The sequence below is a fragment of the Streptomyces sp. NPDC091282 genome (genome assembly GCF_044757385.1).
In the GTDB taxonomy this organism is placed as follows: domain Bacteria; phylum Actinomycetota; class Actinomycetes; order Streptomycetales; family Streptomycetaceae; genus Streptomyces; species Streptomyces gramineus.
This window is the reverse complement of record NZ_JBIVUX010000007.1, coordinates 279,350-305,402: the sequence shown is the minus strand read 5'-3', so window position 1 is coordinate 305,402 and position 26,053 is coordinate 279,350. Positions and strand designations below refer to the sequence as shown.

Genomic DNA, 26,053 nt, shown 5'->3' with positions numbered 1-26,053 from the left:
GGGCCCGCCCCCCCCCGCCCCGCGGCGGCGGCCGGGCGCCCGGGGGGGGGTCAACGTTTCCGGGGGGGCCCCCGGGGGGGGGGTGGGGGGGGGGGGGGGGGGGCCCCGCGGGGGCGGGGGGGCCCACCTCTTCGTCTCCGCCGTCCCCTGTTCCGGATAATGATCGTCCTGTTGTCAGTGGGGACCGGTACGCTCGAAAGCACGATGACAGAGGACCTCTCACCGGCCGAGCGGTATGCGGCGGCCCGCAGGCGGGCCGCCGAGCAGGCCACCGCGCTCGCGTCCTTCCGCGAGATGTACGAATTCGGCCTCGACCCCTTCCAGATCGAGGCCTGCCAGGCGCTCGAAGCCGGCAAGGGCGTACTGGTGGCCGCCCCCACCGGCTCCGGCAAGACGATCGTCGGCGAGTTCGCCGTCCACCTCGCCCTGGAGCAGGGCAAGAAGTGCTTCTACACGACTCCCATCAAGGCGCTGTCGAACCAGAAGTACGCCGACCTGTGCCGCCGCTACGGCGCGGACAAGGTCGGTCTGCTCACCGGCGACAACAGCGTCAACTCCGACGCCCACGTGGTCGTGATGACCACCGAGGTGCTGCGGAACATGCTGTACGCGGGCTCCCAGACCCTCCTCGGCCTCGGCTACGTGGTCATGGACGAGGTGCACTACCTCTCCGACCGCTTCCGCGGCGCCGTCTGGGAAGAGGTGATCATCCACCTGCCGGAGTCCGTGACCCTGGTGTCCCTGTCGGCGACCGTGTCCAACGCCGAGGAGTTCGGCGACTGGCTGGACACCGTCCGCGGCGACACCGAGGTCATCGTCTCCGAACACCGGCCCGTCCCGCTGTTCCAGCACGTCCTCGCCGGGCGCCGGATGTACGACCTCTTCGAGGAGGGCGAGGGCCAGAAGAAGGCCGTCAACCCCGACCTCACCCGGCTGGCCAGGATGGAGGCGTCCCGCCCCTCCTACCAGGACCGCAGGCGCGGGCGCGCCATGCGCGAGGCCGACCGGGAGCGGGAGCGGCGGCAGCGGTCCCGGGTGTGGACACCCGGCCGCCCCGAGGTCATCGAACGCCTCGACTCCGAGGGCCTGCTGCCCGCCATCACCTTCATCTTCAGCCGCGCCGCGTGCGAGGCCGCCGTCCAGCAGTGCCTGTACGCGGGCCTGCGGCTCAACGACGACGAGGCCCGCGAGAAGGTGCGCACCCTCGTGGAGGAGCGCACCGCCTCGATCCCGCGCGAGGACCTGCACGTCCTCGGCTACTACGAGTGGCTGGAGGGCCTGGAGCGCGGCATCGCCGCCCACCACGCCGGCATGCTCCCGACGTTCAAGGAAGTCGTCGAGGAACTCTTCGTACGCGGCCTGGTCAAGGCCGTGTTCGCCACCGAGACCCTCGCGCTCGGCATCAACATGCCCGCGCGGTCGGTGGTGCTGGAGAAGCTCGTCAAGTGGAACGGCGAGCAGCACGCCGACATCACGCCCGGCGAGTACACCCAGCTGACCGGCCGGGCGGGCCGGCGGGGCATCGACGTCGAGGGCCACGCCGTGGTGCTGTGGCAGCGGGGGTTCAGCCCCGACCACCTCGCCGGGCTCGCGGGCACCCGCACCTATCCGCTGCGCTCCAGCTTCAAGCCGTCGTACAACATGGCGGTCAACCTGGTCGAGCAGTTCGGGCGGCACCGGTCGCGGGAGCTGCTGGAGACCTCCTTCGCGCAGTTCCAGGCCGACAAGTCGGTGGTCGGGATCTCCCGGCAGGTGCAGCGCAACGAGGAGGGGCTCGAAGGCTACAAGGAGTCCATGACCTGCCACCTCGGCGATTTCGAGGAGTACGCGCGGCTGCGGCGGGAGCTGAAGGACCGGGAGACCGAACTCGTCCGGCAGGGCGCGGTCGAGCGGCGTGCCGAGGCGGCGGTCGCGCTGGAGAAGCTCAAGCCGGGCGACGTCATCCACGTCCCCACCGGCAAGTACGCCGGTCTCGCGCTGGTCCTCGACCCCGGGCTGCCCGCCGGGCGGTCCGACGGCCACCGGGGCTTCGAGCAGCACGACGGGCCGCGTCCGCTGGTGCTGACCGCCGAGCGGCAGGTCAAGCGGCTGGCGGCGATGGACTTCCCGGTGCCCGTCGAGGCGTTGGAGCGGATGCGGATCCCCAAGTCCTTCAACCCCCGCTCCCCGCAGTCCCGTCGGGACCTGGCGTCCGCGCTGCGCACCAAGGCCGGGCACATCCCGCCGGAGCGGGCCCGCAAGAAGCGGTCGCAGGCCGCGGACGACCGGGAGATCGCACGGCTGCGGACCGCGATCCGCGCGCACCCCTGCCACGGCTGCAACGACCGTGAGGACCACGCCCGCTGGGCCGAGCGGTACCACCGGCTGATGCGCGACACCTCGCAGCTGGAGCGGCGGATCGAGGGCCGGACCAACACCATCGCCCGTACCTTCGACCGGATCGTGGCGCTGCTGACCGAACTGGACTACCTGCGCGGCGACGAGGTCACCGAGCACGGCAAGCGGCTGGCCCGGCTGTACGGCGAACTCGACCTGCTCGCCAGCGAATGCCTGCGGGCCGGCGTCTGGGAGGGGCTGAGCCCCGCCGAACTGGCCGCGTGCGTCTCGGCGCTGGTGTTCGAGGCGCGGGTCGGGGACGACGCGATGGCTCCCAAGCTGCCCTCCGGGAAGGCGAAGGCCGCGCTCGGCGAGATGGTGCGGATCTGGGGCCGCCTCGACGCGCTGGAGGAGGAGTTCCGGATCAACCAGACCGAGGGCGTCGGCCAGCGGGAACCGGACCTCGGCTTCGCCTGGGCCGCGTACATGTGGGCCTCGGGGACCGGGCTGGACGAGGTGCTGCGGGAGGCGGAGATGCCGGCCGGGGACTTCGTGCGGTGGTGCAAGCAGGTGATCGACGTGCTCGGGCAGATCGCGGCGGCTTCTCCTGCGGAGGGCTCGACCGTGGGGAAGAACGCGCGGAAGGCGGTTGATCTGGTGCTGCGGGGAGTTGTGGCCTACTCGTCGGTGGGGTGACCTGTCGAGGTGCGGGTGCGGGTGGGCTGTGGCTGGTCGCGCAGTTCCTCCCCCAGCCTTCGGCCGGGGGTGCCCCCAGCGCCCCCAGGCGGGGGCGTCTCAGTCGGCGTTCACATAGTGGCGCCAGCTTCCGTGGCCGGTGATGTCCGCCGCGTCGGCCAGTGCGCTCGGTTCGCACAGGAAACCTGGGACGCTCGTGCCGTCCGCCAGGTCCACCCTGCCCAGGGTCATCGGATGGGGGAGCTGTGCCAGCAGGCGGCCCAGGCCCTCCGCGGGCAGGTGCCACACCTCCGTCTCGATCGCGGCCCCGTCCGCGGACACGCGGACCAGACCCGGCTTCGCTGGTTCCGTCCGTAGCGCGTACAGGCGGTACGACGGTGCCGTCGTCGTGGTGCGGTGCAGGATCGCGCCCAGGGACAGGAGCTGCGGATTCAGCGGCTGGCCGGTCAGGTGGGCGCCCACCACCGCCAGGCTCACCGGTGGCTCCAGGCCGCGGGCCACGGCCGCCAGACGGTCGTCGGTGAAGGCCGGGCCGATCAGCATCACGCCGAACGGCAGGCCGTCCACCTCGCCCGCCGGTACCGCCACCGCCGCCAGGCCGAAGAGGTTCGTGGAGTTGGTGAAGCGGCCCAGGCGGGCGTTCTCGCCCAGCGGGTCGGCGGCGACCTCGGCCAGGGTCGGGTGGCCGGGAGCCGTGGGGAGCAGCAGGGCGTCCGCGTCGGACAGCTCGGCGAGGGCGCGGGCCCGCAGGACGGACAGGCGGTCCTGGTCGGCGAAGAGGCGGTGCGCCGGGATGTCGCGGGCCCGGGAGACGATGCCGCTCACCGTGGGATCCAGGCCGTCACCGCCGGCGGCGAGCCGCTCGTCGACGAAGTGACCCACCGCGGTGTAGCGCTCCGCCACGAAGGCGCCCTCGTAGAGCATCGCCGCGGCCTCGCTGAAGGGGGTCAGGTCGATCGGGCGGACCGAGGCGCCGGACGCGGCGAGACGGCCCACGGCCTCCTCGTACGCCCGCGCCCAGCCGTCGTCCATGTCGCCGAGCTGGTCGGGCGGCGCGACCGCGATCCGCCAGGGCCCGGGAGCCCGCGGGGGCACGGGCGGCAGGAGCGGTGGGGCACCGTCGGGCGGGGCGGTCAGGTGGCGCAGGGCCTGCTCGGCCTCGGGCAGCGTGCGGGCGAACACCGTCACGCAGTCGAGGGAGGCGCAGGCCGGGACCACGCCGGTGGCCGGGACCAGGCCCCGGGTCGGCTTCAGACCGACGATGCCGTTGAAGGCCGCCGGGATCCGGCCCGAGCCCGCCGTGTCCGTGCCGAGGGCGAGGTCGACGATCCCGAGGGCCACCGCGACCGCCGAGCCCGAGCTGGAGCCGCCGCTGATCCGGGCCGGGTCGATCGCGTTGCGGACCGCGCCGTAGGGGGAGCGGGTGCCGACCAGGCCCGTCGCGAACTGGTCGAGGTTGGTGGTGCCGAGGACGAGTGCGCCGGCCGCGCGCAGCCGGGCCACCGCCGGGGCGTCGGCCTCCGGCCGGTACGCGTACGCCGGGCAGCCCGCCGTGGTCGGCAGCCCTCGTACGTCGATGTTGCCCTTGACGGCGAGCAGACGCCCGGCGAGCGGGAGGTGCTCGCCCGCGGCCACCCGCTCGTCGATCGCGCGGGCCTCCGCCTCGGCCTGCCCGCGCGGACGCAGGTCGATCCAGATCTCGGGCCGGTCGGCCGCTTCGATGCGCGCGTAGGCGGCGCGGGTCCGGGAGAGGGTGCTGGACATGGTCGGTCGCTCCTGTCGGTCAGTTCGCGGTCGGCGCCAGGACGAGCAGCGCCGTCCCCGCCTCCACCTGGTCGCCCGGCCGCGCCAGGATCTCCGTCACCACACCGGCGACCGGCGCGTGCACCCTGGACTCCATCTTCATCGCCTCCAGCGCGAGGAGGGTCTGGCCGGCGGTCACCTCGTCGCCGGGCGCCACGTTCAGCTGCCACACGGAGGCCGCGAACTCGGCCTCGACCAGACGGCCGCCGGGCGGGACGGACACCTCGGCCGCCGGGGCGGAGGCGGGTGCCGTCGCGGCCTCGGCCCGCGTGAACTCGCCGGCCGCCTCCCAGGCGTCGCGCTCCGCGGCGAAGGCCCGCTGCTGGCGTGCCCTGAAGTCCGCCACGGAGACGGCGTGTTCGGCGAGGAAGTCCTGGTGGGCGGCGAGCGAGAAGGTGCCCTCCTCGATGCGCGGCACGAACCGGCCGGAGGTGATGTCGGCCCGCAGGTCGAGGAGTTCGTCCGCGGACACCGGATACCACCTGATCCGGTCGAAGAACCGCAGCAGCCACGGCGAGCCCGGCCGGAACGCCCCGCGCTGCTGCCAGCCCGACCACACCTGGGTGGTACGGCCCACGAACTGGTAGCCGCCGGGGCCCTCCATGCCGTAGACGCACAGGTAGGCGCCGCCGATGCCGACGGAGTTCTCGGCCGTCCAGGTGCGGGCCGGGTTGTACTTGGTGGTGACCAGGCGGTGGCGCGGGTCCAGCGGGGTGGCGACCGGCGCGCCCAGGTACACGTCGCCGAGGCCGAGGACCAGGTACTCCGCGTCGAAGACCGTGCGGTACACGTCGTCGACCGAGTCCAGGCCGTTGATCCGGCGGATGAACTCGATGTTCCACGGGCACCAGGGCGCGTCGTCGCGGACGCCCGCCATGTAGCGGGCGATCGCCTCACGGGTCGCCGGGTCGTCCCAGGACAGCGGGAGGTGGACCGTGCGGGAGGGCACCACCAGTTCGTCGGTGGGCGGCAGCGCCGGGACGATCTCCCGTACCGCGGACAGGAGTCCGGCCTGCGTGAGCCGGGCCGGGTCGGTCCTGATCTGGAGCGAGCGGATCCCCGGCGTCAGGTCCGTGACCCCGGGCAGGTCCGCCGCGGCGACCGCCTCCATCAGCGCGTGGACCCGCATCCGCAGCGCCAGGTCCAGCTGCATCGGACCGAACTCGACCAGCAGGTTGTCGTCGCCGCCGCGCCGGTAGGTCACGTCCCCGTCGCGGGCGAGGACACCGCCGTCGGCGATCTCGGGGCGGGGCGCGCCGGTCACGTCGACCGGCACGAAGCGGACCGTGTCGCCGGGCCGCAGCTGGCCCAGTTTCCAGCGTTCGCCGCTGAGCACGGTCGCCGGGCACACGAACCCGCCGAGCGAGGGACCGTCGGGGCCGAGCAGGACGGGCATGTCGCCGGTGTAGTCGACGGCGCCGACCGAGTACGGGGTGTCGTGGATGTTGGACGGGTGCAGGCCCGCCTCGCCGCCGTCGGCGCGGGCCCAGCGCGGCTTGGGGCCGACCAGCCGGACTCCGGTGCGCGCCGAGTTGAAGTGCACCTTCCACTCGGCTGCGTAGAAGTCCCGGATGTCGTCCTCGGTGAAGAACTCGGGTGCGGCGTGCGGGCCTTCGACGGCCGCCAGGTGCCAGTCGGCCGTGAAGCGGGGGCGGTCGGCGACGGGCGTGCCGTCCGTGACGGTGCCGCCGTGCAGGACGTCACCGGTCCGCAGCGCCCGGCCGCCGTGGCCGCCGAACCGGCCCAGCGTGAAGGTGCTCGCGCTGCCCAGGTAGTCCGGCACGTCCAGGCCGCCGCCCGCGAACAGGACGTAGGTGCGCAGCCCGTGCGCGGTGGGGGCGCCGATCTCCAGGAGACCGCCGGCCGGTACCGTCACCGGCTCCCACTGCGCGACCGGGGCACCGTCCAGCGTCACCGGGGCCGGGGCGCCGGTCACGCAGACGGTCGTCGGACGGGTGAAGCGCAGGGCCGGGCCCGCGAGGGTGCATTCGAGGCCGGGCGCGCCCTCCGGGTTGCCCAGCGCGCGGTTGCCGAGCCGGAAGGAGCGGTCGTCCATCGGCCCGCACGGGGGGACCCCGACCTGCCAGTGGCCGGTGCGGCCCGGCCAGTCCTGGACGGTGGTGAGCGTGCCGGCGGTGACGACCTCGATCCGCGGGGTCGGGTCGGTGACGGTGGCGAGGGTCGCGGTGGAGTGGGCGGCGGCGCGGAAGGCCGGTCCGGCGAGGGCGGCGCGCACCAGGCCCAGGTTGGTCTCGATGCCGTCGACCCGGGTGCGGGCCAGCGCCTCGTCCAGCCGGCGCAGGGCCGCGGCGCGGTCCGGGCCGTGGGCGATCACCTTGGCGAGCATCGGGTCGTACGACGTCGTCACCTCGGTGCCGGTCTCCACCCAGCCGTCGACGCGGACGCCCTCGGGGAACTCCACCCGGGTCAGCAGGCCGGCGCCGGGCCGGTGGCCGCGGGAGGGGTCCTCGGCGTAGACGCGGGCCTCCACGGCGTGGCCGCGCGGTGCGCCGGGCTCCCGTACGACGCCGGTCTCGCCCCGGGCCAGGCGCAGCATCCAGGCGACCAGGTCGACGCCGTAGATCTCCTCGGTGACCGGGTGTTCCACCTGGAGCCGGGTGTTGACCTCCAGGAAGTAGGCCTCCTCGCGTGCCGCGTCGTACACGAACTCGACCGTGCCCGCGGAGCGGTAGCCCACCGCGGCGCACAGGTCGCGTGCGGAGGCGGCCAGTCGTGCGCGCACCCGGGGCGGCAGGCCGGGGGCGGGGGCCTCCTCGACGACCTTCTGGTTGCGGCGCTGCAGGGAGCAGTCCCGGTCGCCGAGGGTGACCACCCGTCCCGTGCCGTCGCCGAAGACCTGCACCTCGACATGGCGGGCGTGTTCGACCAGGCGTTCCAGGAAGACCCCGGCCGAGGAGAAGGAGGCGGCGGCCACGCGCTGCACCCGGTCCCAGGCGTCGGTCAGTTCGGCGTCGGACCGGCAGGCCGACATGCCGATTCCGCCACCGCCGCCGGTGGCCTTGAGCATCACGGGATAGCCGATGGCGGACGCCTCGCGCAGCGCCTCGGGCAGGCCCGAGAGGAGCCCGGTGCCGGGCGCCAGGGGTACGCCGGCGGCCTCGGCCGCCGCCCGTGCCGTGTGCTTGGCGCCGAACAGCTCCAGATGCTCGGGGGCCGGGCCGACGAACACGATCCCGGCGGCCTCGCAGCGCCGGGCGAACTCGGCGTCCTCGGACAGGAAGCCGTAGCCGGGGTGGATCGCGCCCGCGCCGGTGTCCTTCGCGGCCCCGAGGACCAGGTCGGCGTCGAGGTAGGACTCCCGCGCCGGGGCCGGGCCGAGGCGGACCGCCTCGTCGGCGAGGCGGACGTGGGGGGCCGAGCGGTCGAGGTCGGAGTACACGGCGACCGTGCGCAGGCCCAGTTCGCGGGCGGTGCGGATGATCCGGACGGCTATCTCGCCGCGGTTGGCGACCAGCAGGGTGTCGAAGCTCATCCGGCGGCTCCGATCGTCATCTCGACCGCGGTCGGTTCGAAGCCGTTGCACGGGTTGTTGATCTGCGGGCAGTTGGAGACCAGGACGAGGACGTCCCGTTCGGCGCGCAGTGTCAGCTTCCGGCCCGGGGCCGAGAGGCCGTCGACGATGCCGAGGGTGCCGTCCGGCTCGACCGGCACGTTCATGTACCAGTTGATGTTGGAGACCAGGTCGCGCTTGCCGAGGCCGTGTTGCGCGCCCTCCGCCAGGAAGTTGTCCACGCAGGCGTGCTGCGACCAGGTGTGGTGGCCGTAGCGCAGGGTGTTGGACTCCTTGGAGCAGGCGCCGCCGACCGTGTCGTGCCGGCCGACCTCGTCGGCGGTCACGGTCATCAGCGGGGTGTGCTCGTTGGAGAGCAGCACGCTGCCCGCGGTGAGGAAGAGGGAGCCCTGGGCGTGCACGGTGTCGGGGGCGCTGTAGCGGACAGCCGCGTCGTGGGCGTCGTAGACGAGGAAGTCGACGGCCTGGTTGCCGTGCAGGTCGGTGAGGGTCAGGGTCTGGCCGGCGCGGAGGACGGCGGACCAGGCGGCGCGGGCCGGGACGACGGTCGTGGTGGTCATGCGAGCCCCCTGGAGGCGAGGAACCCGGCGGTGTTCAGGAAGGCGCGGCGGCCCTCCGGGGTGGCGTTCCAGAGCGGGTCGCCGGGCGGCGTCGGGGCGGCGCGCCAGGCCAGGACCTCAAGGGCCGTGCTGACGTAACCGGGGCGCGGGTCGGCCGGGTGCGGGACGTTCGCGATCAGTACCGTCAGGTCCTGCTCGGCGCGGAGCGTGACGCTGCCGCCGGGGCCGGCCGAGCCGGTGAAGTCCAGCGTGCCCTCGTCGCGTACCGCCACGCCCTGGAAGAACGACAGGGAGGGCGGCAGGTCGCGCGGTTCCAGGCCGTTCTTCGCCGCCGCCAGCTTGAACAGCTCGCGGCCGGCGGGGGAGGGCGACTGCGGGGTGCCGTCGCCGTAGCGGGCGGTGTTGCGGACCAGGGTGGAGGTGCCGCACAGCGCGTCGTGCCGGCCGGAGGTGTCGGCGATCACGGAGGCCAGCACCCGGCCCTGGTCGGAGAGGAGCAGCACGCCCTCGCCGAGGTAGGCGTTCCACTGGACCTTGACCGTGTCGGCCACGTTCAGCCGCTCCCAGGGGCGGTCGGCGACGTACAGCAGGAGGTGCGCGCAGGCGTCGCCGTGCGGGTCGGTCAGGCGCAGCTCGGTGCCGCGGGCCAGGACCCGGTGGGTGTAGCCGCCGCCCGCCACCGTCTCGGCCCACACCAGGTGGCCCGCCTCGCAGGGCGGGTCGGGCCAGTCGGCGGCCGGTACGACCGGCATGGCATCGGCGCGGGTGCCCTCCTGGGCGCGGGCGTGCGCCCGGGCCCCGTACGTGGTCGCTGTCGCCATCGCTGACCTCCGGCTCGGTGGCTCATGGGTGACTCGGGGGGTGTTTCTGTCGCTCGACAGAAATTAGGCGCGGGCCGGGTCGGCGGCATTGCCCCGGTGTTCCGGCCCGGTTACCGAGGGCTCACCGGGCGAGCGCCGGCCGGCCGCCGGCCGCGCGGTGATCGCCGGGCGGTGCCGTGTGCGAGGATCGAACGCATGGGGACGAGCAGTGGCCGCCGGGTCGGCCGGCCGCGGGCCGCACAGCGGCCGGACAGCGGCCTGGACCCGCGGGCCGAACTGCTGGTGGCCGCGGCCGAGTTGTTCACCACCCGCGGCTACGCCGCCACCACCACCCGGGCGGTCGCCGAGCGGGCGGGCATGCGGCAGGCGTCGATGTACCACTACGTCTCCGGCAAGGAGGAACTCCTCGCCGAGCTGCTGGAGTCCACCGTCACGCCGTCCCTGAACCGCGCCCGTGAACTGCTCGCCGACGACGCGGTCCCGGCCGAGGAGCGGCTGCGGGCGCTGTGCCGGACCGACGTGGAGCTGCTGTGCGCCGGGCCGTACAACCTGGGCGCGCTCTACCTGCTGCCCGAGGTGCGCACCGAGCGGTTCGCCGGCTTCCGCGCCGTGCGCTCCGAACTGAAGGACGCCTACCGGCAGTTGATCGCCGCGACGGCCGTCGGCGGCGGGCTCGCCAAGGGGGAGCTGGAGCTGCGGACCGATCTCGTCTTCGGTCTGATCGAGGGCGTCATCCTGATCCGCCGCTCCGGACCGGAGCGTCCCGTCGGCGAGTTCGCCCGCGCCACGGCCGACGCGGCGCTGCGCATCACCGGAGCCTGAACCGGGCGCGCCGGTCCGCGCACCGGCGCGCCCGGAGCCCGCGGAGGTTTCGGGCCGGAGCGCCGATTCACCCGCCACGGTGAGTCACTTCCGCACGCCTGTGCGCCGTCACGCAACGTGTACGAACATATGCCCTGCGTGCAAAACGACCGAGGCTACTCCAGTCGTCCTGGCGATTTCAGGTGCTCGCCGAATTAGACACGGCGTTGATCCGGTCGGACTAAGCTCGCCCGCAGCGCACCGAGTTGAGGTGAATTCGCGCGCTTGTTCCCGCATATACGGAAGATCCTGACTGCTCCATGAACCTTCCCCCCACGAACTCCCCCGACACCCAGCCGACTCGTCTCAGAAGGCATACATGGTGAGTGTGCAATCGCCTCCCAATGGCCGTGAACTTCCCCTGGCGCGGGTGCTGTTGCTGCCCGCCATACTGATGGCCGCGGCGATCGCCGCCGCCGTCCTCCTGGTGGCGGAGCCCGCCCGGACCGCCGTCGGCGTGTGCGGGGCCGTCGGCATGCTGCTGGTGCTCGCGACGGCGGCGGAAGTGGTGCGCCGCGGCCGCAGGCTCCGGGACGCCGAGGCCGAACACGCCCGTCACCGTGCGTATCTGGAACAGCGCCTCACCACCAACGACGAGGAGATCGACCGCCTCGGCACGGAGGTCTTCCCGACCGCCCTCTACCGGCTGAAGGCGGGCGAGTCCCCCAAAGAGGTGATCCGCCAGGTCTTCGACGTCGACCCCCGGCTGCGCCACGCCCCCGAGTCGCAGCGCCGGCTGATCCGCACCATGCTCGACATCGTCGACGAGGAAGACCTCCAGCGTGACTCCCTGGAGCGCTCGTTCGTCAGCGTCGCCCGCCGCGTCCAGGCCATCGTCCACCAGCAGGCCCACGAACTGCGGGAGATGGAGGAGGACCACGGCCGCAACCCCGAGGTCTTCGACGACCTGCTGCGCATCGACCACGGCACCGCGCTGATCGGACGCCTCGCCGACTCGGTCTCCGTGCTCGGCGGCGGTCGGCCCGGCCGCCAGTGGCCCAACCCCGTCGCCCTCTACAGCGTGCTGCGCGGCGCCATGTCCCGGATCCTGGAGTACCGGCGCATCGAGCTGCACTCCATCTGCCAGGTCAACATCAAGGGCACCTCGGTCGAACCGCTCATCCACGCCGCGGCCGAACTCCTCGACAACGCCACCCGCTACTCGCCGCCCTCCACCAAGGTGCACGTCACCGCAGTCGAGGTGCAGTCCGGCGTGTGCATCGAGATCGAGGACGCCGGCGTCAGCCTCAACGAGGAGGCCCGCGGCCGCATCGAGGGCATGCTGGAGAAGGCCAAGCAGGGCAAGGACATCCAGGTCCTCGGCGAGAACCCGCGCCTGGGCCTGTCCGTCGTGGGCCGTCTGTGCACGACGTACGACATGGACGTCTCGCTGCGCGCCTCGGCGTACGGCGGGGTGCGGGCCGTCCTCATCGTGCCCAGCGACATGATGACCACCGACCCGGCCCCCGGCATCGCCCACGGCATCGGCGCCACCGGCATCCCGAAGCCCGAACTCGGCGCCCTCGAAGGCCCCAAGCGGCCCCCCAAGAAGCGCCGCCCCACCAGTCCCCGCATCCCCGCCGGGATCTCCATGGAGGACGACGTCCCCGAGGTCACCGAATGGACCGCCGGCGGCCTGCCGCAGCGGCGCAGCCGGATGAAGACCCCGCTCACCCAGCGGTACGCCGAACAGGCCGCCGTCGAACGGGCCGAGCGCGAGGGCAACCCGACCGTCTGGTCGCAGCGCAAGGAGCCCGAGCCGGAACCGGCGCCCGAGCGCCCCGCGCCCGGACTCTGGGTCGAGGCCTTCTGGGAGGGCCTCAAAAAGAACAACCCGGGCGTCCACCCCACGGACTTCACCCGGAACCCCACCAAGTACGTACACCTGATCAACGATCCGGCCGGCACCGAAACCGACGACCAGGGGGACCTCAAGTGATCCAGCAGCGCGGCAACTTCGACTGGATGCTCAAGCAGCTCGCCGACGGGGTGCCGGGCGTCGAGATGATCGTCGTCCTCTCCGCCGACGGCCTGCGCATCGCCCGGCACGGCGGCGACCCCGACGCCGCCGACCGCCTCGCCGCGGCCTGCGCGGGCGTGCAGAGCCTGGCCACCGCCGTCGCCCAGGAACTCCCCATCAGCAACGGCGACATGAACCTCGTCCTGATCGAGATCGACAGAGGTTACTTCTACCTCATGTCCGCCGGCGCCAACGCCTACCTCGCGGTGCTCGCCGACGTGACCTGCGAACCCGGCCGGATGAGCGAGATGATGCGCGACCTGGTCGTCCGCATCGGCACCCACCTGACCAGTCCGCCCCGGCGGAACGGGCAGACCGTATGACTCCTCCGCAACGCAAACGGCGGCAGACCAGGGCGGAACACCCGCCGCCGCTGCCCCCCGCACCGCAGGCCCCCGAGGGCGGCGGCGAGGACGACGACAACAGGAACCCCGAACGGCTCTACGTCATCAGCGGAGCCGACGGCGCGCGGGCCGAACTCGACCTGGTCACCCTGATCGTGGCCCGCGCCGACCCGCCGCCGTCGGTCACCCCGGAGCAGGCGGTGCTCCTGCGGCTCACCCTCGCCCCGCTCTCCGTCGCCGAGCTCTCGGCCTACCTCGACCTGCCGTTCAGCGCGATGACGGCACTGATCACCGAGCTGATCACGGCCGAACTGGTGCAGGCGCGCGCCCCGATCGTCCGCCAGGCGCTCCCCGACCGTTCACTCCTCGAAGCGGTGATGCATGGACTTCAAAAGCTCTGAGACGATCCCCGGCCCCCGCACCGAGGACCAGCTGCCGCAGACCGCCCAGGCCGCCGTGAAGATCGTGATCGTCGGCGGCTTCGGAGTCGGCAAGACCACCATGGTCGGTTCCGTCAGCGAGATCAGACCGCTGACCACCGAGGAGACCATGACCCAGGCCGGCATCGGCGTCGACGACAACTACGGCTCCGACTCGAAGACCGCCACCACCGTGGCCATGGACTTCGGCCGCATCAGCATCACCGACCAGCTGGTCCTCTACCTCTTCGGCACCCCCGGCCAGGAACGGTTCTGGTTCCTGTGGAACGGCCTGTTCGAGGGCGCCCTCGGCGCGGTCGTGCTCATCGACACCCGGCGCCTGGAGGTCAGCTTCGACGTCATGGGGCGCCTGGAGGAACGCGGCGTGCCGTTCGTCGTCGCCGTCAACTCCTTCCCCGACGGCCCCCGTTACCCCATCGAGGAGCTGCGCACCGCGCTGGACCTGCCTCCCGACGTCCCCATCGTGGAGTGCGACGCCCGCCGCCGGGCCTCCAGCCGGGACGTCCTGATGACCCTGGTGCGCTTCCTGCACTCGCTCGCCATGTCCGGCGCGCTCACCTGAACCCCCCTTCGGAGCGATCACTGTGACGCCTGAATCCCCCTCCCAGGCCGGCACCGGCACCGGTCCGGTCCCGCCGCCCGCCTGCCCGGCGCACGACCGGGGCCCCGGCGGACTGCAACGGCTCTACGGCGCCGACGCCGACCACCTGGGCGAGCTGTACGAGAAACTGCGCACGGAGCACGGCGCCGTGGCCCCCGTGCTGCTCCACGACGACGTACCGATCTGGGCGGTCCTCGGACTCACCGAGAACCTCCAGATGGTCCGCACCCCCGCCGTGTACACCCGCGACAGCCGGATCTGGACCCCGCTGCGCGAGGGCATGGTCAAACCCGACCACCCGCTCATGCCGCACATCGCCTGGCAGCCGATCTGCTCGCACGCCGAGGGCGACGAACACCTGCGGCTGCGGGCGGCGGTCCAGGGCGCCATGACCACCATCGACCACCGCAGCATCCGCCGCCTCATCGGCCGCTACACCCAGCTGCTGGTCAACGAGTTCTGCGAGCAGGGCCACGCCGAACTGGTCTCCCAGTACTCCGAGCACCTGCCGATGGCGGTCATGTGCGAACTGCTCGGCATGGCCGAGGAGTACAACGACCGGATCGTGGAGGCCACCCGGGACGCGCTCAAGGGCACCGAGACGGCGATCGCCAGCAACGAGTACGTCATGGACTGCCTGACCCGGCTCACCGCCCGCCGCCGGGCCCGTCCCGAGGACGACTTCGCCAGCCACCTCGTCACCCACCCGGCCGGGCTCAACGACGACGAGGTCGCCCAGCACCTGCGGGTCGTCCTCTACGCCGCCTACGAGACCACCGCCAACCTCCTCGCCAACGCGCTGCGCATGGTCCTCACCGAGCCGGGCTTCCGCGCCCAGCTCAACGGCGGCCAGATGACGGTGCCGGAGGCGATCGAGCAGTCCCTGTGGGACGAGCCGCCGTTCAGCACGGTCTTCGCCTACTTCGCCAAGCAGGACACCGAACTCGGCGGCCAGCGCATCCGCAAGGGCGACGGACTGCTGTACGCGCCCGCGCCGGGCAACGTGGACCCGCGGGTCCGCCCCGACCTGAAGGCCAACATGCAGGGCAACCGCTCGCACCTCGCCTTCGGCGGCGGCCCGCACGAATGCCCCGGCCAGGACATCGGCCGTGCCATCGCCGACGTCGGCGTCGACCAGCTGCTGACCCGGCTGTCCGACATCCAGCTCGACTGCGACGAGGAGGAGCTGCGCTGGCGGGCCTCGATCGCCTCCCGGCACCTGGTGGAGCTGCCGGTGCGCTTCGACCCGAAGCCCAAGCAGGACGTGACGCTCATGCCGAGCCCCGCACTGGTCCCGCCGCAGCGCACCGACTGGCAGTCCGTCCCGGTCCGCCCGGCGGCACCCGCGCCCGTCCCCGCGCAGGCACCCGAGTCCCGGCCCCGGCCGCAGCCCGTGGCGCCACCGCCGGCCGCGCACCCGGCCCCGGAACCCGCCCGGCCCCAGGGCGTCTGGCCGCGGCTGCGCCGCTGGTGGCTCGGCCGCTAGCCGTCCAGACCGCCCGCCCAGTCCGCGTACGACTCCCAGGCCCGCAGCGTCCGTCCGCTGCGCAGCCGGTGCTCGGCGCCCGTGACCGGGTCGGTGAACTCCAGCCGCCGCGCCAGCAGTTGCAGCGGCCGCCGGAAGTCACCGGCCGGCACGGCGCCGGTCACCACGGGATACAGCGGGTCACCGAGGATCGGCACGCCCAGCGCGCTCATGTGGACGCGCAGCTGATGGGTCTGCCCGGTGAGCGGGGTGAGCCGGTAGCGGCCCAGGTCCCCCCTGCGGTCGACCAGTTCCACCACGGTCTCCGCGTTGGGCTCGCCCTCGACCTCGCGGGCCGCCGGCACGCCGCGCTCCTTGAGGATCCGGCTGCGCACGGTCCGGGGAAGGGCGAGCGAGGGGTCGTAGGGCGCGATCGCCTCGTACTCCTTGCGCACCCGCCGCTCGGCGAACAGCCCCTGGTACGCGCCTCGCTCCTCGGGCCGCACGGTGAAGAGGACGAGCCCGGCCGTGAGCCGGTCCAGCCGGTGCGCGGCTCCGAGCGCGGGGATCCCCAGCTCCCGCCGCAACCGGGCGAGGGCGGTCTCGGTGACGTGGCTGCCGCGCGGGGTGGTGGCGAGGAAGTGCGGTTTGTCGGCGACCACGAGGTGGGCGTCGTGGTGGACGACGTCCAGGGCGAAGGGGACGGGGACCTCGGCGGGCAGGTCGCGGTGGAACCAGAGCCAGAGACCGGGGGCGTAGGGGGTGGCGGCGGCGACCGGCTCCCCGTCCGTGCCCACGACGAGCCCCGACGCCAGCATTCCCTCGACGGCCCCTGGGGCGGCTCCGGAGAGCCGTGCGACCAGGTAGGCGCCGACGGTCTCCCACTCGGCGGAGAAGGGCAGCCGCAGCCGGACGGGATCCACCCCGTGGCGCTGGGGGAGGGGCGAGGGCGGAATGCTCGTCTTGCGTCTCATCGCAGCCCAGGGTAAGTGCGAGACACCCGTCCCGGGCCGCCGGGACCGCGCCCGGCCGCCCGCGCCACGGCCTACGCCGCGGCCTCCGGCACGGCGACCGCGCCCGGGGACTGCGCGCGGGCGAACCGCCACAGCCCTCCCGCCACCACCGTGGCGATCAGGAACAGGACCGTGAACCACCGGAAGTACCAGTGCCCGCCGCTCGGGTCGTACACCGCCTCCCGCGGCCACGCCAGGTTCACGCTCATCGCCAGCCCGTACAGCAGCGCGGCCGCGTTGACCGGCATCCCCCACCGCCCCAGCGAGAACAGCGGCGCCCCGGTCTCGTCCGTCCCGCCGGCCCGGAACTCCCCGCGCAGCCGCCGGACCAGCAGCGGTCCGGTGACCATCGCGTAGGCGAGGTACAGCATCACGATGCACGTGGTCCCGATCGCGAGGAACGCGTCCGGCGAGGCGAAGTCCAGCAGCAGCAGCGCGGCGGCCAGGACGCCCACCACCACGGCCGGCGAGCCGGGCATGCCCGTCCGGGGGTTCACCCGCGCCAGGCGGCCGGCGAACGGCAGCCGCCCGTCGCGTGCCATGGAGAACAGCATGCGCGAGGCCGCCGTCTGGATCGCCAGCGTCGCCACCGCGACGGCCACCACCACGTCGGCCAGCAGCACCCGGCCCACCCCGTCGCCGAGACTGCTGGTCAGGACGTAACTGAGGCCGTCCACTCCGAGCCGCCCGTCGGTCAGGCTCGGCGCGGCCAGCAGACCGCCGAGGACGACCAGACCGCCCAGCAGCCCCGCCGACCCGAGCGCCGTGAGGATCGTGCGCGGAGCGGTGCGCCGCGGCTGGTGCGTCTCCTCGCTCATCTCGCCCGCGCTGTCGAAGCCGATCATCACGTACGCGGCCGTGAACGAACCGACCAGCAGCGCGCCCAGCAGCCCTCCCCCGGCGGACGTCCCGGTGTGGAAGGTGATGCCGGGGGAGCGCTTGGAGTGGGTGAGCAGCAGTACGACGATCAGGACGGCGCCGATGATCTCGGCCGTCACCCCGACCCGGTTGACCAGGGACATCACCCGGTTGTCCAGGACGTTCACGAGGGTGGTCAGGACCAGCAGGACGACGCCGAGGACGGCCGCGTTGGCGGCGCCGTCGGCGGAGGTCGGCGCCGGGTCGGTGCCGACCAGCTGGAAGCCGGACCACAGCGCGGGCAGCACCATCTGGAGGGCCAGCGCGGCCGCCGCGACGACCACGACCTGCCCGATCACCATGATCCAGCCGGCGAACCAGCCGAAGGACGGGTTCGACAGCCGTGAGGACCACTGGTAGATCGCGCCGGAGATCGGGTAGCGCGCGGCGAGTTCGGCGAAGCAGGCGGCCACCAGCAGCTGGCCGGCCAGCACGGCGGGCCACGCCCAGAAGAAGACCGGGCCGCCGAACGCGTAGCCGAAGGCGAAGAACTGGAAGACGGTCGTCAGGACGGAGATGAAGGAGAACCCGGCGGCGAACGAGGCGTACCTGCCGAGGCTGCGGTGCAGCTCCTGGGGGTAGCCGAACTCCTCCAGGGAGCGGTCGTCGGACTCCGTGAGGGAGCGGTCGTCGGTGGTCGTCACGGCGGCACCTGCCTGTCAGGGCGGATTTCCTGTCGGGCGACAGAAATTAGGGACGCGCTGTTTCGCAGGCGTCACACCGGCGTGTCCGGGGCGGGCCCAAGTCCTCACGCTCTTGCGCTACCGCTTCAGACGCGATACATCGTGTGTATTGACCTCCCTGGTGGATACGCGATATGTTCGGCCACGGATATTCGGAAGCGAGGTGATCGGCATGGCGGTGAAGCGGCGCAAGCTCAGCAATCCCCTGGCGCTCGTCGTGCTGACGACCCTCCTGCAGGGGTCGATGCACCCCTACGAGATCGCGCAGACCATGCGCCGCCAGGGCAAGGACACCAGCACCCGGATCAACTACGGCTCGCTCTACACGGTCATGCAGAACCTGGAGAAGCACGGCTTCGTCGAGGTGGCCGACGTGGAGCGGCAGGGCAACCGCCCGGAGCGCACGGTCTACGGCATCACCGCCGCCGGACGCGAGGAGACGGTCCACTGGCTGTCCGACCTGATCGCCGTCCCGGTCAAGGAGTACCCGATCTTCGAGACGGCGCTCTCGCTGCTGGGCGCCCTGCCGCCCGACGAGGTCGAGCGCCTGCTGGAGGAGCGGCTCAGCACCCTGGAGGTCGAGGTCACCGGCGGCCGGGCCGTGCTGGAGAAGCTGCACGAGACACTGCCCCGGCTGTTCGTCGTCGAGGTCGAATACCACCTGCACATGCTGGAAGCGCAGACCGCATGGGTCCGCGGCTTCGTGCGGGAGATGCAGGACGGTTCGCTGCCGGGCGTCGAGGGCTGGCGCCGGTACCACGAGACCGGCGAGTTCCCGCCGGAGTTCACGGAGGCGGACCGGTAACAGAAACAGACCCCGGCGGAGCTGTTGCAGCAGCCCCGCCAGGGTCTCGAACCCCGAGCTGAACCCGCCGTGAGGCAGATCCGGGCGATCGAGGTGCGGCACACCCAGGATAGCCCGGTGCTCCTCAGGCGGATCAGCTGTCATCCGCTCATTCAGGAGAGCCCTGTCATGAACACCCGTGCGCCCGCAGTGCAGGCGCGCCAGCTGGTCAAGACCTATCCCGGTGACGTCACCGCGCTGAACGGCATGGACGTCACCGTCGAACCCGGCACCGTCTTCGGACTCCTCGGACCCAACGGCGCCGGCAAGTCCACCACCGTCAAGATCCTCACCACGCTGGCCCGGCCCGACTCGGGCACCGCCACCGTGGCCGGCCACGACGTGCTGCGCCATCCGGACCGGGTGCGCCGCGCGATCGGCGTGGTCGCCCAGAACTCCGGCGCCGACCCGGTGGCCACCGGCCGCGAGAACCTCCGGCTCCAGGGCAGGCTCTACGGCCTGCGCGGCGCCGCCCTGAACGGCCGGGTCGACGAACTGCTGGCCCGCTTCACCCTCACCGACGCCGCGGACCGCCCGGTCAAGGGCTACTCCGGCGGTATGCGCCGCCGCCTCGACGTGGCCCTCGGCCTGGTGCACCGCCCCGAGGTGCTCTTCCTCGACGAGCCCACCACCGGCCTGGACCCCGAGGCCCGCACCGCGATGTGGGACGAGATCGGGCGGCTGGCCGGCGAGGAGGGCCTGACCATCCTGCTCACCACGCACTACCTGGAGGAGGCCGACCGGCTGGCCGAGCGGATCGCGATCGTCGACCGCGGCCGGATCGTGGTCGAGGGCACCCCCGACGCCCTCAAGGGCGAACTGCGCGGCGACGCCGTCCACGTGGAACTGCGCGAGGCGCCGGGCGAGGCCGGCCGCACCCTGCTCACGGGCGCCCTGACCGGGCTGGCCGGAGTCCACCAGGCGTTCTTCGACGGCCGCCGGATCAGCGCCCGCGCCGACGACGGGGCCGCCGCCGTGCCGGCGCTGCTCGCCGCGCTGGAGCGGGCCGGGGTGACCGTGCTGGCCGCGACCGTCGCCCGGCCCTCGCTCGACGACGTCTACCTGCGCTACGCGGGCCGCCGGTACGCGGAGGCCGACGCCACCGAGGAACTCGCCCCCGCCGGAGGTGCCCGATGAGCAACGCCCTCGCCCAGACCTGGTACATGACCCAGCGTCAGCTGGTGGTGTTCGCCCGTCAGCCCGCGTTCGCCGTCATCACCCTGATCCAGCCGGTGATCTGGCTGTTCCTCTTCGGCAACCTCTTCAAGAAGGTCGTCGAACTGGGCGGCTTCGGCACCACCAGCTACCTCGACTACCTGGTGCCCGGCGTCGTCGCGATGAGCGCCCTCAGCTCCAACATGTGGGCGGGCATGGGCACCCTGGAGGAGATCCAGCGCGGCACCCTGAACCGCTTCCTGACCACACCGGTCAGCCGGGCCGCGCTGATGAACGGCAACGTGGTGAACAACGGTCTGGTCACCGCCGGCCAGTCGCTGATCATCGTGCTGCTCGGCCTGCTGGGCGGCGCCGACTACCCGGGCGGGATCGGCGGAATCGCCGTCCTGGTGGTGGCCTCCGTGCTGCTCGGCACCGTCTTCGGCGCGCTGTCCAACGCGCTCGGCATGCTGGTGCGCGAGCGGGAGTCGATCATCGGGATCAACACCTTCCTGCTGCTGCCGCTGACGTTCCTGTCCAGCGCCTTCATGGCGCCGTCCCAGATGCCCGGCTGGATGCGGCACACCGCCGACTTCAACCCGCTCAACTGGGCGATGGTGGCCGGGCGTTCGGCGATGTCGGCGGACCCGGACTGGAGCGCGGTGCTGAGCCGCGGCGGAGCCCTGCTGGCCCTGGCGGTCGTCGCCGTGTGGCTGTCGATCAGAACGTTCCGGTCCTACCAGCGGTCGGTGTGACCCGCAGCTGAGCGGCGGCACCCGCGGGTGCCGCCGCGCACGCACCGAGGCCGCACGACCCGGTGGTCCGTGCGGCCTCATGGTGGTCCGGTCTCAGGCGGCGGCGGCCCCGCCGCCCTCCTGCTCCGCCTCGATGCGGGCGTTCCAGTCGCGCTTGGAGGCCTGCCAGCCGTCCTCGTTGTGACCGAGGCGCCAGTAGCCGGAGATCGACAGGTCCTCGCGCGGGATCCCGTGCTCGACGCGGAGCAGGGACCGCAGGTCCTTCACGAAGCTCGCCTCGCCGTGGACGAAGGCGTGCGGCCGGCCCGCCGGGAACTCCATCCCCCGTACGGCCTCGACCAGGGCCTCGCCGACCGGCCGGGCACCCCGGTGCAGCCAGACGACCTCCACGTCGGAGTCGATCTTCTGCTCCTCCTCGGGGCCGGAGATCTCGATGAAGGCGAAGGCCTTCGCCCCGGCGGGCAGCGACTCCAGGGCACGGGCGATCGCGGGCAGCGCGCTCTCGTCGCCGGCGAGCAGGTGCCAGTCGGCGTCGGGAGAGGGGGCATAGGCGCCGCCGGGGCCCATGAACCGCACGGTCTCACCGGGCTGGACACGGCAGGCCCAGGGGCCGGCCAGGCCCTCGTCCCCGTGCACGACGAAGTCCAGGGACAGCTCACGGTGCTCGGCGTCCCAGGAGCGCACCGTGTAGGTCCGGGTCACCGGCCAGTGCTCGCGCGGGAATTCGGCGCGGATCCGCTCCAGGTCGAAAGGCTCCGGGTACGTGACGCCCGCGGGGCCGAAGAGGAGTTTCACGTAATGATCGGTGCAGGTGTCCGCCGCGAATCCGGCCAGGCCGTCACCGCCGAGAACGACGCGCTGCATGTGCGGGGTCAGCCGTTCGGTGCGTACCACCTGGGCGGAATGGGGCTTGCGCGGCTTACGTCCCGGGCGCTCTGCCATGACCGGCCTCCCTGCTCCATTGGTTAGGTTTACCTAAGTTAGCATCTCCCCGGTGGTCGGCACTCCTTCCATGAACACTTGGCGCACGTGTTTTGCCAGAACAATTCTCCGCCACTCACCCGCCGAGTGTCAGCAGCAGCCGCTGCAGCGAGCCGCCCAGACCCCAGCGCGCCGCCAGCGCGTCCAGCCGGGCGGGATCGCGCGGGGCCGCCGGCAGGGCGGTGTCGACGTCCGGCAGCGGCACGTCACCGGCGACCAGGACCACCTTCGGGGCGACGGCCACGTAGGGCCTGGCCTCGTCCAGCCGCTTGCGCTGCGAAGGCGTGAGCTTCGCCCCGGGATCGTCGACGGCGGCCATGATCCCGGCCAGGTCGCCGAACTCGGCGAGCAGCTTGGCGGCCGTCTTCTCCCCGATGCCCGGCACCCCCGGCAGACCGTCGCTCGGGTCACCGCGCAGCAGGGCCAGATCCGCGTACCCGGCCCCGTCCACTCCGTACTTCTCCCGCAGCCACGCCTCGTCCGTCGTCTGCAGCGTGCCGACGCCCTTGAGCGGATACAGCACCCGCACCCCGCGCGCGTCGTCCACCAGCTGGTAGAGGTCGCGGTCGCCGGTGACGATGTCGACCGGGCCGTCGGCCCGCGCGGTGAACGTGCCGATCACGTCGTCCGCCTCGTAGCCCGCCACGCCGACCCGGGCGATGCCGAGCGCGTCCAGCACCTCCTCGATGACCGGCACCTGCGGGGAGAGGGTGTCCGGCACCTCCTCCTCGTCCGGCCCCGCCGCACGCTCCTCGGCGACCCGGTGGGCCTTGTAGGACGGGATGAGGTCGACCCGCCACTGCGGCCGCCAGTCGGCGTCCATGCAGGCCACCAGCCGGTCCGGACGGTGGTCCTTGACCAGCCGGTCGATGAAGTCCAGCAGCCCGCGCACGGCGTTCACCGGCGTGCCGTCCGGCGCCCTCACCGAGTCCGGGACGCCGAAGTAGGCGCGGAAGTACAGCGAGGCGGTGTCGAGAAGCATCAGTCGTGCGGTCACGCCTCGCATCATGCCGTACGGCACCGACAGCGGCGGGGCGCCGCGGGGCGGACGTGCCGGGGGCCGGGTCGTGGAGACCTCGTGACCTGGGCCACTTGTCCGTTTGACCTGGCCCGGGCAGGGCAGGCGCGGCTCCTGTCCCATGCCCCAGGGGTGCCGGGCCCCCGCGTTCGCGGGTCCCGACGCCTCCGAGAGAGAGGTTCGCGTGTCACCCAGGCTAGAGACCGAGGACCTGTACAAGGTCTTCGGCAGACGACCGGACACCGCCGTGGAACGACTCCGCCAGGGAGCCGACCGGGAGGAACTGCGCGCCGACGGCACCACCGCCGCCGTGATCGACGCCTCCTTCCAGGTCGAGCCGGGCGAGATATTCGTCGTGATGGGCCTGTCCGGGTCCGGCAAGTCCACCCTGCTGCGCCTGCTCAACGGCCTGCTGGAACCGACCGCGGGACAGGTCCGTTTCGACGGCCAGGACCTCACCGCGCTCACCGACCGCGAACTGCGCGAACTGCGCTCCAGGAAGATCAGCATGGTCTTCCAGCACTTCGCGCTCTTCCCGCACCGCACCGTCCGTGACAACGCCGCCTACGGCCTGGCCGTGCAGGGCGTGCCCCGCGCCGAGCGCGTCCGCCGCGCCGACGAGGCGCTCGCCCTGTGCGGCCTGGCCGGCTGGGAGGACTCCTGGCCGGACGAGCTGTCCGGCGGCATGCAGCAGCGCGTCGGCCTGGCCCGCGCCCTGGCCACCGACGCCGACCTGCTCCTCATGGACGAGTCGTTCAGCGCCCTGGACCCGCTGATCCGGCGCGACATGCAGGACCAGCTGCTGGAACTGCAGAAGACCCTGAAGAAGACCATCGTCTTCATCACCCACGACCTCAACGAGGCCATGCGCCTGGGCGACCGCATCGCCGTGATGCGCGACGGCCGTATCGTCCAGACCGGCACCGCCGAGGACATCCTGCTGCGGCCCGCCGACGACTACGTCGCCTCCTTCACCCAGGACGTCGACCGCTCCCGGGTGCTGACCGCCGCCGCCGTCATGGACACCGACGTGGCCGGCGACGAGGCGGACTGCGACTGCGGCACCGCGACCCCGGACACCCCGTTCACCGAACTGTGCGCGCTCAGCGCCCGGTTGCCCCACCCCGTCGCCGTCCTGGACCGGGAGCACGCCGTCGTGGGCGTCGTACCGCAGGAGCGGCTGGTCGGTTTCCTCGCGGAGGACACGGGCGAACCCGTCGTCTGCGACGGCGGGAAGAAGGTGACCGCCCGTGCCTAGGCTGCATCTCGGCGACTGGGTCGACTCCGGCGTGAACTGGCTGGTCGCCCACATGTCCTGGCTCTTCGACGCGATCCGCGCGGTCGTCGAGGGCATGTACGACGGCATCGACGGCGTCCTCACCGCCCCCGCGCCCCTGCTGCTGGCGGGCATCCTGGCGGTCCTGGCGTGGTGGCTGCGCGGGCTGGCCGCGGGCGTCCTGGCCTTCGCCGGCTTCGCCCTCGTGGACTCCCTGGACCTGTGGGACCGCGCCATGTCCACCCTGGCGCTGGTCCTGGTCGCCACGGTGATCGCCCTGGTCGTCTCGGTGCCGCTGGGCATCTGGGCGGCCCGCTCCCGGGCCGTCAGCGCGGCCGTACGGCCGGTCCTGGACCTCCTCCAGACCATGCCGTCGATGGTGCTGCTGATCCCGGCCATCCTCTTCTTCGGCCTGGGCACCGCCGCGGGCGTGATCGCCACCCTGATCTTCGCCCTGGCGCCGGGCGTCCGCATGACCGAGCTGGGCATCCGCCAGGTCGACGCGGAACTCGTCGAGGCCGCCGAGGCGTTCGGCACCACACCGCGCGACACCCTGCTGCGCGTCCAGCTGCCGCTCGCGCTGCCGACCATCATGGCCGGCGTCAACCAGGTCATCATGCTGGGCCTGTCGATGGTCGTCATCGCCGGCATGGTCGGCACCGGCGGCCTCGGCGGCGCCGTCAACGAGGCCATCGGCCAGCTCGACATCGGCTTCGGCTTCGAGGCGGGCGTCGGCATCGTCGTCCTCGCCATCTACCTCGACCGCATGACCAGCGCGCTCGGCACCCAGCTGTCCCCGCTCGGCCGCCGAGCCGCCGCCAAGGTCCGCCCCACTCCCTGGACCTACCGGCCCCGCCCGGCCGTCGCCGTCGTCGGCGTGGTCGTCCTCGCCCTGGTCGCGAGCGGGCTGGGCATCTTCGGCTCCTCGTCCGGCACCGCCCGTGCCTCCGCCTCCGACATCGGCCGGGGCAAGGAGATCAAGATCGGCTACATCCCCTGGGACGAGGGCATCGCCTCCACCTTCCTGTGGAAGGAGCTGCTGGAGGAACGCGGCTTCAAGGTCACCACCACCCAGTACGCCGCCGGTCCCCTCTACACCGGCCTCGCCACCGGCCAGCTCGACTTCGAGACCGACTCCTGGCTGCCCGTCACGCACGCCGAGTACTGGAAGAAGTACGGCAAGCAGCTCGACGACCTCGGCAAGTGGTACGGCCCCACGTCGCTGGAGCTCACCGTCCCGTCGTACGTGAAGGACGTGAACTCGCTGGCCGACCTGAAGGCCCACGCCTCCGAGTTCGGCGGGAAGGTCGTCGGCATCGAGCCCAGCGCCGGCATGATGGGCCTGCTCAAGTCCAAGGTCCTCAAGGAGTACGGCCTCGACGGCAGCTACCAGGTCGTCGACGGCTCCACGCCCGCGATGCTCGCCGAGCTCAAGCGGGCCTACGCGAAGCGGCAGCCCATCCTGGTCACCCTGTGGTCGCCGCACTGGGCCTACAGCGAGTACGGCCTGAAGAAGCTGAAGGACCCGAAGGGCGCCTGGGGTTCCGGCGACGGCGTGCACACGCTGTCCCGCAAGGGCTTCTCCGGGGACAACCCCGAGGTCGGCGCGTGGCTCAAGGACTTCTCCATGACGGAGAAGCAGCTCACCGGCCTGGAGGCGGCGATCCAGAAGGCCGGCCAGGGCAAGGAGCAGGACGCGGTCCGGACCTGGCTGAAGCAGAACCCCGGCCTCGTCGACAAGTGGGCGCCGATCCGGAAGTGACCGGGGCGGGCGCACGCGGCGCGAAGTCCGCCGGGTGCGGCCCGCCGCCCGCGAGGCCGGGACAGGTGCCCGTCACCGCCCCGGCCTCGGCTGTTCCGCCCGGTCCTCGGCCGTTCCGCCCGGTCCTCGGCCGTTCCGCCCGGTCCTCGGCCGTTCCGCCCGGTCCTCGGCCGTAGCGCCCGGCCCTCG

General features: G+C 72.6%; 20 protein-coding genes. 12 read left to right on the top strand and 8 right to left on the bottom strand.

Annotated features, from left to right (window positions below; genetic code table 11):
• Positions 1–159 precede the first annotated feature (159 nt).
• Positions 160–3,012, top strand: coding sequence for a DEAD/DEAH box helicase (locus ACIQOE_RS30945; protein WP_401414949.1), 2,853 nt, complete (start codon positions 160–162; stop codon positions 3,010–3,012).
• Positions 3,013–3,111: 99 nt separating this feature from the next.
• On the opposite strand, the gene atzF is transcribed toward ACIQOE_RS30945, so the two are convergent.
• Genes atzF through ACIQOE_RS30925 form a run of 4 tightly spaced genes read right to left on the bottom strand, consistent with a single transcriptional unit; the run spans position 3,112 to position 9,728 of the window.
• Entirely contained in the window at positions 3,112–4,776 is a 1,665-nt protein-coding gene (gene atzF / locus ACIQOE_RS30940; RefSeq protein WP_401414947.1) for an allophanate hydrolase, read from the bottom strand.
• 19 nt (positions 4,777–4,795) lie between these two features.
• A complete protein-coding gene (locus ACIQOE_RS30935; RefSeq protein ID WP_401414945.1) occupies positions 4,796–8,308 on the bottom strand; it encodes a 5-oxoprolinase/urea amidolyase family protein in 3,513 nt (1,170 codons plus the stop codon).
• A complete protein-coding gene (locus ACIQOE_RS30930; protein WP_401414943.1) occupies positions 8,305–8,907 on the bottom strand; it encodes an urea amidolyase associated protein UAAP2 in 603 nt (200 codons plus the stop codon). Before ACIQOE_RS30930 ends, ACIQOE_RS30935 begins: the two co-directional genes overlap by 4 nt.
• On the bottom strand, positions 8,904–9,728 hold the full coding sequence (locus ACIQOE_RS30925; RefSeq protein WP_401414941.1) for an urea amidolyase associated protein UAAP1: 825 nt from the start codon (positions 9,726–9,728) through the stop codon (positions 8,904–8,906). The genes ACIQOE_RS30930 and ACIQOE_RS30925 overlap by 4 nt, the downstream gene beginning before the upstream one ends.
• Positions 9,729–9,923: 195 nt before the next feature.
• On the opposite strand from ACIQOE_RS30925, the gene ACIQOE_RS30920 reads away from it, so the two are divergent.
• The 6 genes from ACIQOE_RS30920 to ACIQOE_RS30895 all read left to right on the top strand — a co-directional run bounded on the left by ACIQOE_RS30920 (position 9,924) and on the right by ACIQOE_RS30895 (position 15,480).
• Positions 9,924–10,550, top strand: a complete 627-nt coding sequence (locus tag ACIQOE_RS30920; RefSeq protein WP_401414939.1) for a TetR/AcrR family transcriptional regulator — start codon at positions 9,924–9,926, stop codon at positions 10,548–10,550.
• A 358-nt stretch (positions 10,551–10,908) separates the two neighbouring features.
• Entirely contained in the window at positions 10,909–12,528 is a 1,620-nt protein-coding gene (locus tag ACIQOE_RS30915; RefSeq protein ID WP_365557923.1) for an ATP-binding protein, read from the top strand.
• Positions 12,525–12,932 carry a roadblock/LC7 domain-containing protein gene (locus ACIQOE_RS30910; protein ID WP_351320402.1) on the top strand — a complete coding sequence of 136 codons (408 nt, stop codon included), beginning with the start codon at positions 12,525–12,527 and terminating at the stop codon, positions 12,930–12,932. The genes ACIQOE_RS30915 and ACIQOE_RS30910 overlap by 4 nt, the downstream gene beginning before the upstream one ends.
• On the top strand, positions 12,929–13,354 hold the full coding sequence (locus ACIQOE_RS30905) for a DUF742 domain-containing protein (RefSeq protein WP_351320400.1): 426 nt from the start codon (positions 12,929–12,931) through the stop codon (positions 13,352–13,354). Before ACIQOE_RS30910 ends, ACIQOE_RS30905 begins: the two co-directional genes overlap by 4 nt.
• On the top strand, positions 13,335–13,955 hold the full coding sequence (locus ACIQOE_RS30900; RefSeq protein WP_351320398.1) for an ATP/GTP-binding protein: 621 nt from the start codon (positions 13,335–13,337) through the stop codon (positions 13,953–13,955). Before ACIQOE_RS30905 ends, ACIQOE_RS30900 begins: the two co-directional genes overlap by 20 nt.
• 22 nt (positions 13,956–13,977) lie before the next feature.
• Positions 13,978–15,480, top strand: a complete 1,503-nt coding sequence (locus ACIQOE_RS30895) for a cytochrome P450 (RefSeq protein ID WP_351939208.1) — start codon at positions 13,978–13,980, stop codon at positions 15,478–15,480.
• Here ACIQOE_RS30895 and ACIQOE_RS30890 read toward each other — a convergent pair.
• Together ACIQOE_RS30890 and ACIQOE_RS30885 are read right to left on the bottom strand one after the other, a co-directional pair.
• On the bottom strand, positions 15,477–16,433 hold the full coding sequence (locus ACIQOE_RS30890) for an RluA family pseudouridine synthase (protein WP_401414935.1): 957 nt from the start codon (positions 16,431–16,433) through the stop codon (positions 15,477–15,479). The genes ACIQOE_RS30895 and ACIQOE_RS30890 overlap by 4 nt on opposite strands.
• 71 nt (positions 16,434–16,504) lie before the next feature.
• A complete protein-coding gene (locus tag ACIQOE_RS30885) occupies positions 16,505–18,034 on the bottom strand; it encodes an amino acid permease (RefSeq protein ID WP_401414933.1) in 1,530 nt (509 codons plus the stop codon).
• A gap of 211 nt (positions 18,035–18,245) precedes the next feature.
• Between ACIQOE_RS30885 and ACIQOE_RS30880 the strand changes: the two genes are divergently transcribed.
• From ACIQOE_RS30880 to ACIQOE_RS30870, 3 genes are all read left to right on the top strand, one after another.
• Positions 18,246–18,878: a PadR family transcriptional regulator gene (locus ACIQOE_RS30880; protein WP_362643802.1), complete on the top strand. Its 633-nt coding sequence runs from the start codon at positions 18,246–18,248 to the stop codon at positions 18,876–18,878.
• Between the two features lie 168 nt (positions 18,879–19,046).
• Entirely contained in the window at positions 19,047–20,054 is a 1,008-nt protein-coding gene (locus tag ACIQOE_RS30875) for an ABC transporter ATP-binding protein (protein WP_401414931.1), read from the top strand.
• Positions 20,051–20,827, top strand: a complete 777-nt coding sequence (locus ACIQOE_RS30870) for an ABC transporter permease (RefSeq protein ID WP_365557937.1) — start codon at positions 20,051–20,053, stop codon at positions 20,825–20,827. The genes ACIQOE_RS30875 and ACIQOE_RS30870 overlap by 4 nt, the downstream gene beginning before the upstream one ends.
• A 93-nt stretch (positions 20,828–20,920) precedes the next feature.
• On the opposite strand, the gene ACIQOE_RS30865 is transcribed toward ACIQOE_RS30870, so the two are convergent.
• Both ACIQOE_RS30865 and ACIQOE_RS30860 read right to left on the bottom strand, forming a co-directional pair.
• Complete coding sequence (locus tag ACIQOE_RS30865; RefSeq protein WP_351320384.1) at positions 20,921–21,769, bottom strand: siderophore-interacting protein; 849 nt, start codon at positions 21,767–21,769, stop codon at positions 20,921–20,923.
• A gap of 115 nt (positions 21,770–21,884) precedes the next feature.
• Positions 21,885–22,829: a 5'-3' exonuclease H3TH domain-containing protein gene (locus ACIQOE_RS30860; protein WP_401415083.1), complete on the bottom strand. Its 945-nt coding sequence runs from the start codon at positions 22,827–22,829 to the stop codon at positions 21,885–21,887.
• Between the two features lie 181 nt (positions 22,830–23,010).
• On the opposite strand from ACIQOE_RS30860, the gene ACIQOE_RS30855 reads away from it, so the two are divergent.
• Complete coding sequence (locus ACIQOE_RS30855; RefSeq protein WP_351320382.1) at positions 23,011–24,084, top strand: betaine/proline/choline family ABC transporter ATP-binding protein; 1,074 nt, start codon at positions 23,011–23,013, stop codon at positions 24,082–24,084.
• Positions 24,077–25,864, top strand: coding sequence for an ABC transporter permease/substrate binding protein (locus ACIQOE_RS30850; protein ID WP_401414928.1), 1,788 nt, complete (start codon positions 24,077–24,079; stop codon positions 25,862–25,864). Before ACIQOE_RS30855 ends, ACIQOE_RS30850 begins: the two co-directional genes overlap by 8 nt.
• Positions 25,865–26,053 lie beyond the last annotated feature (189 nt).

What these genes read in the sequence shown, in the direction of transcription:
- ACIQOE_RS30880 (WP_362643802.1), top strand. Translation starts at nt 18,246, where the DNA reads ATGGCGGTGAAGCGGCGCAAGCTCAGCAATCCCCTGGCGCTCGTCGTG.
- ACIQOE_RS30900 (WP_351320398.1), top strand. Translation starts at nt 13,335, where the DNA reads ATGGACTTCAAAAGCTCTGAGACGATCCCCGGCCCCCGCACCGAGGAC.
- atzF (WP_401414947.1), bottom strand. Translation starts at nt 4,776, where the DNA reads ATGTCCAGCACCCTCTCCCGGACCCGCGCCGCCTACGCGCGCATCGAA.
- ACIQOE_RS30865 (WP_351320384.1), bottom strand. Translation starts at nt 21,769, where the DNA reads ATGGCAGAGCGCCCGGGACGTAAGCCGCGCAAGCCCCATTCCGCCCAG.
- ACIQOE_RS30935 (WP_401414945.1), bottom strand. Translation starts at nt 8,308, where the DNA reads ATGAGCTTCGACACCCTGCTGGTCGCCAACCGCGGCGAGATAGCCGTC.
- ACIQOE_RS30920 (WP_401414939.1), top strand. Translation starts at nt 9,924, where the DNA reads ATGGGGACGAGCAGTGGCCGCCGGGTCGGCCGGCCGCGGGCCGCACAG.
- ACIQOE_RS30925 (WP_401414941.1), bottom strand. Translation starts at nt 9,728, where the DNA reads ATGGCGACAGCGACCACGTACGGGGCCCGGGCGCACGCCCGCGCCCAG.
- ACIQOE_RS30945 (WP_401414949.1), top strand. Translation starts at nt 160, where the DNA reads ATGATCGTCCTGTTGTCAGTGGGGACCGGTACGCTCGAAAGCACGATG.
- ACIQOE_RS30930 (WP_401414943.1), bottom strand. Translation starts at nt 8,907, where the DNA reads ATGACCACCACGACCGTCGTCCCGGCCCGCGCCGCCTGGTCCGCCGTC.
- ACIQOE_RS30870 (WP_365557937.1), top strand. Translation starts at nt 20,051, where the DNA reads ATGAGCAACGCCCTCGCCCAGACCTGGTACATGACCCAGCGTCAGCTG.
- ACIQOE_RS30875 (WP_401414931.1), top strand. Translation starts at nt 19,047, where the DNA reads ATGAACACCCGTGCGCCCGCAGTGCAGGCGCGCCAGCTGGTCAAGACC.
- ACIQOE_RS30915 (WP_365557923.1), top strand. Translation starts at nt 10,909, where the DNA reads ATGGTGAGTGTGCAATCGCCTCCCAATGGCCGTGAACTTCCCCTGGCG.
- ACIQOE_RS30905 (WP_351320400.1), top strand. Translation starts at nt 12,929, where the DNA reads ATGACTCCTCCGCAACGCAAACGGCGGCAGACCAGGGCGGAACACCCG.
- ACIQOE_RS30890 (WP_401414935.1), bottom strand. Translation starts at nt 16,433, where the DNA reads ATGAGACGCAAGACGAGCATTCCGCCCTCGCCCCTCCCCCAGCGCCAC.